General features: G+C 71.4%; 12 protein-coding genes. 6 read left to right on the forward strand and 6 right to left on the reverse strand.

Annotated features, from left to right (window positions below; all coding sequences use genetic code 11):
• Positions 1-45 precede the first annotated feature (45 nt).
• The 6 genes from ABIC61_RS14210 (at position 46) to ABIC61_RS14235 (ending at position 5,409) form a co-directional block, all read left to right on the forward strand.
• Positions 46-936, forward strand: coding sequence for an SDR family oxidoreductase (locus ABIC61_RS14210; RefSeq protein ID WP_354030436.1), 891 nt, complete (start codon positions 46-48; stop codon positions 934-936).
• Positions 933-3,452, forward strand: a complete 2,520-nt coding sequence (locus tag ABIC61_RS14215) for an ATP-dependent DNA ligase (RefSeq protein ID WP_354030437.1) — start codon at positions 933-935, stop codon at positions 3,450-3,452. Before ABIC61_RS14210 ends, ABIC61_RS14215 begins: the two co-directional genes overlap by 4 nt.
• Positions 3,453-3,587: 135 nt before the next feature.
• Entirely contained in the window at positions 3,588-3,740 is a 153-nt protein-coding gene (locus ABIC61_RS14220) for a hypothetical protein (RefSeq protein WP_158521878.1), read from the forward strand.
• A 165-nt stretch (positions 3,741-3,905) separates the two neighbouring features.
• On the forward strand, positions 3,906-4,526 hold the full coding sequence (locus ABIC61_RS14225; RefSeq protein ID WP_354030438.1) for an RNA polymerase sigma factor: 621 nt from the start codon (positions 3,906-3,908) through the stop codon (positions 4,524-4,526).
• Positions 4,523-5,083, forward strand: coding sequence for a hypothetical protein (locus ABIC61_RS14230; RefSeq protein ID WP_354030439.1), 561 nt, complete (start codon positions 4,523-4,525; stop codon positions 5,081-5,083). The genes ABIC61_RS14225 and ABIC61_RS14230 overlap by 4 nt, the downstream gene beginning before the upstream one ends.
• The gene (locus tag ABIC61_RS14235) at positions 5,080-5,409 is read left to right on the forward strand and encodes a hypothetical protein (protein WP_354030440.1); all 330 of its coding nucleotides are present in this window, start codon (positions 5,080-5,082) and stop codon (positions 5,407-5,409) included. Before ABIC61_RS14230 ends, ABIC61_RS14235 begins: the two co-directional genes overlap by 4 nt.
• 37 nt (positions 5,410-5,446) lie before the next feature.
• Here ABIC61_RS14235 and ABIC61_RS14240 read toward each other — a convergent pair whose 3' ends face one another.
• The 6 genes from ABIC61_RS14240 to ABIC61_RS14265 form a co-directional block, all read right to left on the reverse strand.
• On the reverse strand, positions 5,447-5,623 hold the full coding sequence (locus ABIC61_RS14240; protein ID WP_186322094.1) for a hypothetical protein: 177 nt from the start codon (positions 5,621-5,623) through the stop codon (positions 5,447-5,449).
• A 10-nt stretch (positions 5,624-5,633) separates the two neighbouring features.
• A complete protein-coding gene (locus ABIC61_RS14245) occupies positions 5,634-6,596 on the reverse strand; it encodes a sugar phosphate isomerase/epimerase family protein (protein WP_186322093.1) in 963 nt (320 codons plus the stop codon).
• Between the two features lie 171 nt (positions 6,597-6,767).
• On the reverse strand, positions 6,768-7,451 hold the full coding sequence (locus ABIC61_RS14250; protein WP_354030441.1) for a fumarylacetoacetate hydrolase family protein: 684 nt from the start codon (positions 7,449-7,451) through the stop codon (positions 6,768-6,770).
• Between the two features lie 33 nt (positions 7,452-7,484).
• Positions 7,485-7,700, reverse strand: coding sequence for a hypothetical protein (locus tag ABIC61_RS14255; RefSeq protein ID WP_144756521.1), 216 nt, complete (start codon positions 7,698-7,700; stop codon positions 7,485-7,487).
• Positions 7,681-8,031: a hypothetical protein gene (locus ABIC61_RS14260; protein WP_354030442.1), complete on the reverse strand. Its 351-nt coding sequence runs from the start codon at positions 8,029-8,031 to the stop codon at positions 7,681-7,683. The genes ABIC61_RS14255 and ABIC61_RS14260 overlap by 20 nt, the downstream gene beginning before the upstream one ends.
• A gap of 97 nt (positions 8,032-8,128) precedes the next feature.
• On the reverse strand, positions 8,129-10,534 hold the full coding sequence (locus ABIC61_RS14265; RefSeq protein ID WP_354030443.1) for a phosphoketolase family protein: 2,406 nt from the start codon (positions 10,532-10,534) through the stop codon (positions 8,129-8,131).
• Positions 10,535-10,841 lie beyond the last annotated feature (307 nt).

The following is a 10,841-nucleotide window of genomic DNA, read 5'->3' on the forward strand; positions in this document are numbered from 1 at the left end:
CGCTTGACTGAACCGGGGCGGGCGGCGCGCGAGCACGATGGGCGCATGAGCCAGCTCGACAAGCAGGACCCTCGCTCGCAGTTCCCGCGCCCACCCTTCCCAGCACAGACGCAGCAGGGGTCCGGGCTGGCGAGTGCGATGGACCCCGAGCCCGACCACGGGGAGACGTCGTACCTCGGCACGGGGCGCATGCCCGGCTACCGCGTGCTCGTCACCGGGGCTGACTCGGGCATCGGGCGAGCGGCAGCGATCGCGATGGCGAAGGAAGGGGCCGACGTCGCGCTGAACGCCCTGCCCGAGGAACGCGACGATCTGGAAGCCGTCCGGGACGTCGTGGGCGACCTCGGGCGGAAGGCCGTGCTGCTCCCCGGGGACCTCACCGACGAGGGGTTCTGCGAGACGCTCGTCCGCGACGCGGTGAGCGAGCTCGGCGGGCTCGACGCGCTGGTGCTCGTCGCGGGCCACCAGCAGGTGCATGAGGACGTCACCGAGCAGCCGACCGCGGACTTCGACCGGACCATGAAGGTCAACCTGTACTCGCTGTTCTGGCTGGTCCGGGCGGCCGTCCCGCACATGGCCCCCGGCAGCGCGATCGTGACGACGAGTTCGGTGTCGGCGTACCAGCCGCAGGACCGCATGATCGACTACGCGGCGACGAAGGCAGCCATCATCACGTACACGAACGGACTGGCCCGGCAGCTCGCGGCGAAGGGCATCCGCGCGAACACCGTCGTGCCGGGTCCGGTGTGGACGCCGCTCCAACCGATCAGCTACCCGGGCGACGAGATCGCGGCGTACGGCCAGGACACCCCGTTCGGTCGGCCCGCGCAGCCCGTCGAGCTCGGCAGCGCGTACGTCTACCTGGCCGGTCCGGAGTCGTCGTACACGTCCGGCACGACCCTCACCGTGGCCGGTGCGACCGGGGTCGCGCTGTGAGTCCGACGGCACGCAAGACCGTGGTCCTGGTGGGGGACCGCCGCCTGGCGCTGACGAACACCGACAAGGTGCTCTACCCCGAGACCGGCACGACCAAGGGACGGGTGATCGAGTACTACGAGCGGGTGGCGCCGTGGATGATCCCGCACGTGAAGGACCGTCCGGTGACCCGGAAGCGGTGGGCGAACGGCGTGGACGGCAAGGTGTTCTTCGAGAAGAACCTGCCGGACTCCGCCCCCGACTGGGTCCGGCACCACACGATCCACCACTCCGAGCACGACAACGAGTACCCGATCGTCGACGACCTGCCGACGCTCGTGTGGATGGCGCAGCAGGCCGCGCTCGAGCTGCACGTGCCGCAGTGGCGGTTCGGCCCCCGTGGCGGCCAGCAGAACCCGGACCGGCTCGTGCTCGACCTCGACCCAGGGGACGGCGTCGGCCTGCCCGAGTGCGTCGAGGTGGCCGTCGCGGCGCGGGAGCTCCTGCACGGCATGGGGCTCGACCCGTACCCGGTGACCTCCGGGTCGAAGGGCATCCACCTCTACGCCGCGCTGGACGGCCGAGCGACGACCGCGCACGTCTCAGAGGTGGCGCACGAGCTCGCCAAGGCGCTGGAGCAGGACATGCCGGACCTCGTGCTGTCGTCGATGAGCCGCGCCGAACGCACCGGCAAGGTCTTCGTCGACTGGTCGCAGAACAACGGCAACAAGACGACCATCGCGCCGTACTCGCTGCGCGGCCGTGACCGGCCGACGGTCGCCGCGCCTCGCACCTGGAAGGAACTCGAGGAACGCGGGTTGGCCCAGCTCACGCTGGACGAGGTCCTGGAACGCCTGGAGGCACGGGGGGACTTCCTGCACCCGGTCGCGTCCGCCTCGTTGGCGGTCGGGCGTGACGACCACGGTCACTGGGACGGCGATCGGACCCGACAGGCGAACGAGGCCGAGCAGCCGGGTCTCGACCGGCTGGCCGCCTACCGAGCCAAGCGCGACGCGTCGAAGACGCCGGAGCCCGTCCCCGAGGACGCGCCGACGGTCCGGAAGGACGGCACCCCGACGTTCGTCATCCAGGAGCACCACGCCACCCGGGACCACTACGACTTCCGGCTGGAGCACGACGGCGTCCTGGTCAGCTGGGCGCTGCCGAAGGGTGAACCGACGGACCCGGGCAAGAACCACCTCGCCGTGCAGACCGAGGACCACCCGCTCGAGTACGGCGCCTTCGAGGGCACGATCCCGAAGGACGAGTACGGCGGCGGCACGGTCACGATCTGGGACGACGGCACGTACGAACTCGAGAAGTGGCGCGAGGGCGAGGAGGTCATCGTCACCCTGCACGGTCGGACCGGCGGCGCTCGCCGTCTGGCGCTCCTGCACACCCGTGGGCGTGGTCGCGGCCGTGACGGCGACGAGAAGAACTGGCTCATCCACCGCACGAAGGACCAACCGGACCGCCTTGCGGACGGTGGCCGACCGGCGGAGCCGAGCCGCGCCTCCCGGTCCGGCACCGCGCACGACGGGCAGGGGCGCATCGACCGGGCCGCCGACTCGGAGACCGCGCCGGCGGACCGCCGGACCATGCAGGCCTCGCTCGCGAAGGGCGAACCGACCCTCGACCCGGCGGACTGGGCGTTCGAGATGAAGTGGGACGGGATCCGCGCCCTCGCGACCGTCCGCGACGGCGCGGTCACGCTCCGCAGCCGCAACGACAACGACCTGACGATGCAGTACCCCGAGCTGCAGGATCTCGGCGACCGAGCCGGCGTGGACGGTGTGTTCGACGGTGAGATCGTGGCGCTCGACGATCGGGGACGCCCCTCGTTCCAGCTGCTCCAGAACCGCATGGGGCTGACTCGGAAGCGGGAGGTCGACGCCGCCCGCGAGACCACACCCGTCCGTCTGTTGCTCTTCGACGTGCTCGAGGCTGACGGGCACGAGCTGACACGGCTCGGGTACGACGCTCGGCGGCAGGCCCTGGAGACCGTCGTCGAACCCGGCGGTGCGATCGAGATCCCGCCGGCGTACCAGGGGGACCTGGCACGCGCGATGTCCGACTCCGCCGAGCAGGGGCTCGAGGGGGTCGTGGCGAAGAAGCGGTCCTCGAAGTACGCCGAGGGGCGACGCTCGGAAGCGTGGCTCAAGCTGAAGCACCACGCCACGCAGGAGGTGGTCGTCGGCGGGTGGAAGCCCGGCAGCGGCCGGCGGGCCGGTGGCGTCGGTTCCCTGCTGCTGGGGGTGCCGGGGCCCGACGGGCTCGAGTACATCGGGAAGGTCGGCACGGGTTTCCGCGACCGGGACCTCGACGAGATCGGCACCGTGCTCGACGCACTGGAACGGAAGTCCTCGCCGTTCGTCGACGTCCCACGACCCGATGCGCGCGACGCGCACTGGGTCACTCCGAAGCGCGTCGGCGAGGTCGAGTTCGCCGAGTGGACGTCGGACGGTCGGCTGCGGCAGCCGTCCTGGCGCGGATGGCGGGTGGACAAGGACCCGTCGGACGTCGTCCGGGAGACCTGAGCATGCGTCCGCATGGGGTCAGCCCGCGGCGAACTTCCGTCCCCCGTTCGACCCTCGACCGGGGGACGATTGTGCCCTGATCGCCTGGGTTTCCGTCGTGGGCTGTTACGTTCACCGGGACGAAAGGGCGCGAGCATGAGCGCGAGCAAGTACCTGCCCCCGTTCACCGCGGAGGAACGAGTCACGGTCGCGGGGGACCGGTCAGCGAGGACACCGGTCGATCCGGGCGCGCTGTCGGAGTCCGAGGTCACGTACGCGGACTTCTTGGGCGACGAGGTCGACGAGTAGCGGAACGCCCGACCGTGGGGGAAGGCGACCCGTGCGCCGGATCAGGGAACGCACGGGCCGCCGTCGAAGCGCCGTGACCGACCGTTCAGGGATGGCCGGCCACGACGCGCTCTCGTACCGGGCGCGCGGAGCACACCTGGTAGGCACGTATGTATGACGTGACCAATGCACCGTTCGTCACGTTCCATCCCGAAATGCCCGATCCGAACCAGCACCGAGGAGTCGATCCTGAGCGACGCTGACGCCCTGGCGTCCCTGTCGGACGCCTCCTTGGTCGAACGCAGCGCGGACGGCGACACCGTCGCGTTCGGTGTGCTCATCCGCCGGTACGGTCCGCACATGCGTGCCTACGCCGCACGGATCCTCGGGCACGGCGACGGCGAGGCCGACGACGCCGTACAGGAGGCAGCGCTGCAGGCGTGGCAGCGCATCGACCGGGTCGACGACCCCGACCGGGTGCGGAACTGGCTGTTCCGGATCGCCGCGAACAAGGCGCTCGACCGCCTCCGGCGTCGTCACCCCCACCTCGACCTGGAGGCAGTGGCCGAGTCCGTCGACGACCGTCCGGTCGACGACGTGGTGAGCGCACGGCTGCAGGTCCAGGAACTCGCGCGTATCGTGCAGGCTCTCCCGGACGGCCCGCGCGCGGTCTGGGTGATGCGGGAGATCGGTGGGGCGTCCTACGCCGAGATCGCCGAGGCGACGGGGATGCCGCAGGCGACGGTTCGCGGGGTGCTCGCCCGGACACGGCGTCGTGTCCTGGAACAGATGGAGGGGTGGCGATGACCGACGACGAACGCTTCGGCGCCTTCACCCTCGAAGAGCTGTCCGACTACCTCGACTCGCACCGGACTCCCGTCCGCCCGGACATCGAGGACGACCCCGAGGCTGCGGCTGCTCTCGCCCGGCTCGAACTGCTCCGGACCGCGTCGCGGGACCTGCTCGACGCCGAGGCCGTCGGCGCGGACGACGGCTGGATCGCGAGCGTGCTCACGTCCATCCGCACCACGGCGCACGCTGGGCGGGACATCCCGGTGCCGGACGACGACCCCGCTTCGACGCTCGTCGTGACCGAGGGCGCACTGCGGGCACTCGTCCGGGCACTCGGCGACGACGTCCCTGGTGTGACCGTCCGGCGGACCCGCTTCACCGGCGACGTCGAGGGGCCGGGCGGCCAGGTCGACGTCGAGGTGTCGATCGCGGTGACCGCCGACGGGCCGGTGCACCTTCGAGCCGAGGCGCTCCGGGATCTCGTGGCCGCGGCCTTCTCCGCGCACGCGCCCTTCACGGTGCGCTCGCTCACCGTCCGGGTGGCGGACCTGATCGACGGGAGACGACGATGAGCGCCGACGTGCGGAGCGTCTCGCGTGGACTGACCGAGGTCGTGCTCGGCGTGCCCGGGGTGCGGTCGGTCGTGCCACCGGGGCCGAAGCTCGCCACGCTCGTGCGGGACATCCGCTCGGTGCTGGACCTGCCGCGCGACGGCGGGGCGGTGCTCGTGCAGGACCGTGCGGACGGCGCACGGATCCGCGTGGTCGTCACCTCGGACCGCCGGGCACCGACGATCGCGCTCGTCCGTGCCGTCCGTGATGCCGTCGTCGCGGCGGCCGATGAGTCGTTGGGCCGACGTCCGGCAGACGTCACCGTTCGCGTCGTCGAGATCGACTGACGTCGCGGAGCGCGGTCAGGCGGCCGACAGAGCGCGGTCAGGCGGCCGGCGCGGGGCCGTCGGTCGGTTCGGCGTCGTCGGCGACCGGCACGCCCTCGTCGATGAGTTCGTCCTCCTCGGGCTCGCTCACCTCTGCTGCTGCGGCCTTCGCCTCGTCGATGGACTCCTGCGAACGGCGGAGCAGGTCGTCGTCGTGTGCTGCGTGGTCGGTCATGCGGCCGAGGCTACGCGGGCGTTCCTGTGTCGGCATCGCGCCGCGGGCTGGTCCGCGGTCGTGCCGTCGGCGGCTCGAAGTCGACCGCGGAGGTCGGAGCAGGCGTGGTCGGCATGGCCGGTGCCGCCGGCGTGCCGTACGCGTCCGCGGCATCGAGCACCGCGCGGGTGGCCGCAGCGGCGGTGCGGAGGGCGTCCCCGAGCGGCATCGCACGGTGCGCCGCCGTCCGGACCTCGACGCCCCACGGCTCGTCGTACCCGAGGTCCCGCACGGTCCGGATGAACCCGGGGATGTCCCACGCGCCCGCGCCCGGGAGATGGCGTGCCTCGCGCGACTCCTCGGCGAGCGTCATGCCCGCCGGGGTGTGCAGCAACCCGTCGCTCAGCTCGACCGCCGCGAGCGTCGCCGGAGCGACACCCTGCCGGATGGACGCGAGCGTCGAGCCACCCCGGAGCGCGTGCATCGCGTCGACGAGGAGTCCACCGTTCGGGTGCCCGGCCGCAGCGACGAACCGCGAGGCCCGTTCCACCGTCGGCAGGTTCGACCACGGCTCCGGTTCGAGGACGAGTTGTGCACCGACCTTCGCGGCCTGACCGGCGAGGTCGTTCCAGTCGTCGACCATCGCGGTGGGCGAGATGCCCGGGAGCGTGGTGTCGGCACGGACGACGACCTGCCAGGCGCTCAGGGTCGCGGCGGCCTCGAGCACGACCCCGCGATCGGCGTCCTGCTCGGCAGTGCGCCCGGAGCAGGTCCACCACTGTTCGAGCGGTCCGAGCTGGACCCAGACGATGCCGGCTCCGTCGAGCACGCGGCGGAGTTCGGCGAACCCGGTGGTCGCCCGCACCTCGTGCAGGTCCCCGAGCGTGAGCGAGAGTCCCGCGAACCCGGCAGCACCGACGGCGCGGATGCGCTCCGCGATCGGCTCGGTGCCCGCCCATGTCCAGGACGTCGCGAGCAGGTCGTGTTCCTGCACGGCGTCACCTCCGTTGTCCGGACACGCTCGACGCCCCGTCACGAACGACGTGTCCCGTGTGTGGAGACGCCGCGCACCCCGCAGCGGCGTCGACACATTGCTACTCGCCGGTGCTGCGAGCGTTCCCAGGGCCCGGACACATGCGTGAAACGGTCGTGGGGAGCGGTGCGGTCAGACGATACGGGTGCGGACCGACCCGACGCCGGCGATCGCACCCTGCAGGACGTCACCGCGTTCCAGGACCCCGACCCCGTCCGGAGTCCCGGTCATGAGGAGGTCGCCCGGAGCGAGCGCCACGAAGCGGGAGAGCTCGGCGACGGTCTCGGCCACCGACCAGATCTGGTCGGCGAGGTCGCCGGACTGTCGGAGGTCGCCGTTCACCCGGAGGTCGATCGACCCCGCTGTCGGGTCGACGTCCGCCGCCGGCACGAGGATCCCCACCGGAGCCGACGCGTCGAACCCCTTCGCGGTGTCCCACGGCCGGCCGAGCCGCTTCGCCTCGGCCTGGAGGTCGCGGCGGGTCAGGTCGAGGCCGACGGTGTAGCCCCACACGTGGCCGAGTGCGTCCGCGACGGCGATGTCCGCGCCACCGGTCCCGATCGCCACGACGAGTTCGACCTCGTGTTCGAGCCGTCCCGTCACGCTCGGGTACGGGGTGTCCGCACCGTCGACGACGACCGCGTCGGCCGGCTTCGTGAAGAAGAACGGCGGCTCGCGGTCCGGGTCGTGGCCCATCTCCCGCGCGTGCGCCGCGTAGTTCCGTCCGACGCAGAACACCCGCCGCACCGGGAACCGCCCGCCGGTCGAGGTCGGGACGGTCGGGAGGGGCGGGGCGGGGATGACGAGGTCGCTCACCGGTCCAGCGTGGCACTGCGGTGGTGCCGCCGCTCAGCCCTCGCTGATCGAGGCCTCCCACCGGAGCTTCCGCGCCCGTGCGCGTTCCTCGCGCTCCCGCCACTCGATCCGCATCTCTTCGATCAGCTCCGGGCCGCCCTTGGCCCGGTAGAGCGGACCGTAGTGCGGATCTGCGAGCAAGATCGGTGCTCGACGTTCCATCCGGTCGAGTCGTGCCTTGAAGGTGTCGTCAGGTTCGTCGGAGATCATCGTCCGTCTGTTCCTCTCCATCGCCACGCTTTCGCGCTTTGCGTGTCTCGCGTTCATCGAGGGCGTCGTGCACCCACGCGTCGTCGCTCGTGACCCACGCACGAGTCATGAGCGCGTGCGTCATCAGGGCGGCCGCATCACGCCCTCGTTCGTCGTCCGACAACGCCCGCTCGACCACCCACGACCAACGCTGCCACCAGTGGTCGCGATGTCCCAAGAACTCTGTATTCCGCCGCGCCCGCCGCCCCTCGACCATCGTGACGACGACGCTCGCCACCGCCACCAATGCGCTCAGGAGCGACACCACCGCGCTCGTCCACCCGACGTCCATGCCGACCACCGTGACGCACGGCGACCGGCCACGCGCACTGCGCGACCGGTCCTGTGGAACGTGATCCGCTCCTCCAGGCTGTGGAGGACCGGCGACGTCAGTCGCCTACCGGCCACCCCGAGAACTCCCACCCACCGACCGACGGGTGGTCCTCGCCCTTCGTGTACGCGTACGCCCGTGCTGCGGCCCGCGCCTCGGTCAACCGACCGAGCAGGTCCTCGTGCGCCGAAGCGTCCACGCGCGTCAGCGCATCGTGCGCGAGTGCGAACCGGTCCATCTCGTTGCGCATCAGCATGTCGAACGGCGTCGTCGTGGTGCCCTGCTCGAGGAACCCGTGCACGTGCAGGTCGTCGTGCCCGTGCCGCCGGTAGGTGAGCTGGTGGACGAGCGACGGGTACCCGTGGAACGCGAAGACGGTCGGGGTGCCCGGCAGGAAGAGCTCGTCGTAGCGGTCGTCGCTGATCGGGTGCTCGTGCTTCCGGGGGTCACCGATGGACAGCAGGTCGACGACGTTCACGACGCGGACGCCGACGGACGGGGCGTGCTGGCGGATGATGTCCGCTGCGGCGACGGCCTCGACGGTGGGGACGTCCCCGGCGCAGGCGAGCACGACGTCGACGCGGCCGACGGACTCCTCCGTTCCGGCCCAGCCCCAGACGCCCAGCCCCGCGGCGACGTGCTCGACCGCGTCGGGCAGCGACAGGAAGACCGGCTCCGGGTGCTTGCCCGCGACGATGACCTCGATGCGGTCGGTCGTCTCCATCGCGTGCGCGGCGACCGCGAGCAGGGTGTTGGCGTCGGCGGGCAGCTTGATCCGGACGAGGTCCTGCTGCTTCGAGGCGACGACGTCGAGGAACCCGGGGTCCTGGTGCGAGAAGCCGTTGTGGTCCTGTCGCCAGACGTGCGACGACAGCAGGATCGACAGGTTCGAGACGGGTGCGCGCCAGTCGATGTCGGTCGACGACTCCAACCACTTCGCGTACTGCCCGACCATCGAGTCGATGATGTGCGCGAACGCCTCGTAGGTGTTGAGGACGCCGTGACGTCCGCTCAGCACGTAGCCCTCGAGCATCCCCTCGAGCAGGTGCTCGGACAGCACCTCGGTGACCCGGCCGAGTGCACCGAGGTGCTCGTCACCGACGGCACGCTGGGCCCGCCAGACGCGCGACGTGACGTCGAACACGGCGTCGAGCTTGTTCGAGATCGTCTCGTCGGGCCCGAACAGGCGGAACGTCGAGCCGTTCCGCTCGATGAGCGCGGCGAGCCAGGGTCCGAGGGTCCCGGTGGCGCTCGCCGGGGTGCCGACGGGGACGCCGAACTCCTCCAGGCCTGGCCGGTCGAGCGCGGTGCGGAGCCGTCCGCCGTTCGCGTGCGGGGTCGCGCTCATCCGGAGGTCGCCGGTCGGCCGGATCGAGGTGAGGATGCCGATCGGCTGTCCGTCGTCGTCGAAGAGCTCCTCGGGGCGGTAGGAACGCATCCACTCCTCGAGCTGCCGACGGTGCTCGTCGTCCTCGCGGACGGCGGGAAGGGGCACCTGGTGGGCGCGGAAGGTGCCCTCGACCTGCTGACCGTCGACCTCCTTCGGGCCGGTCCAGCCCTTCGGGGTGCGGAGCACGATCATCGGCCACCGGGGGCGGAGCTCGGCGGCCCCCGCCGGCTGCCCGGCGGCGGCGCGCTGGGCCTGAGCACGTGCCGCGGCCTGGATGTCGTCGATCGTGGCGAGCGCTCGGCGGAGGGCTCCGTCGAACAGGGCGTGCACCGCGAACGGGTCGTCGTCGACGCGGGAGGAGTCGACCACGATCGGCTCGTACCCGAGCCCGCGGAAGTACGCGTGCAGGTCGTCGTGGGGGATCCGCGCCAGGACGGTCGGGTTGGCGATCTTCCACCCGTTGAGGTTGAGGATCGGCAGCACGGCACCGTCCGACACCGGGTCGAGGAACGTGTGCGCCTGCCAGGACCCGGCGAGCGGACCGGTCTCGGCCTCGCCGTCGCCGACGACGCACGCGACGACGAGGTCCGGGTTGTCGAGCGCTGCGCCGTACGCGTGCGCGAGGGAGTAGCCGAGCTCGCCGCCCTCGTTGATCGACCCTGGTGTCTCCGGAGCCGCGTGCGACGGGATGCCCCCGGGGAACGAGAACTGCTTGAAGAACTGCTGCAGCCCGGCCTGGTCCGGTGTGATCGACGGGTACAGCTCGCCCCACGTGCCGTCGAGCAGTGCGTTCGCGTTCATGGCGGGGCCGCCGTGTCCGGGCCCGCAGATGTACAGCAGCTGTCGGTCGGTCTCGGCGATGAGCGCGTTGCAGTGTGCGTAGACGAGGTTGAGTGCCGGCGAGGTGCCCCAGTGGCCGAGGAGTCGGGGCTTCACGTCCTCCGGAGTGATCGGACGGTCGAGCAGCGGGTTGTCGAGCAGGTAGATCTGTCCGACCGTGAGGTAGTTCGCGGCACGCCACCAGGCGTCGATCGCGCGGATCCGGTCGGTGCTCGAGGTGGGGGTGGGAGCCATGCACCCACGCTACGGAGGGGGCATCCGACGAATCCCAGAAAATCTTCCAAACCGTTTCCGAGGGGGTGCCGAATCACTGTCACAAGGGCAAACGCCCAGGGCGCTCTCCGGTCGTACTCGGCCGGGCTGTAGCTGACTCACAGCAAGTCGCCGCACAGGAGCGGACGGCTCGGCCACCGGCCGGAGCGCCCCACACAGCAAAGGACAGACCAATGCGCAAGAGCCTCAAGACCTCGATCACCCTCGCGACCACCGGTGCGCTCGTGCTCGGTGGTGCCGCGTTCGGCATCTCCTCCGCCCAGGCGTC

Source organism: Curtobacterium sp. 1544 (assembly GCF_040544915.1).
Lineage (GTDB): Bacteria > Actinomycetota > Actinomycetes > Actinomycetales > Microbacteriaceae > Curtobacterium > Curtobacterium pusillum_C.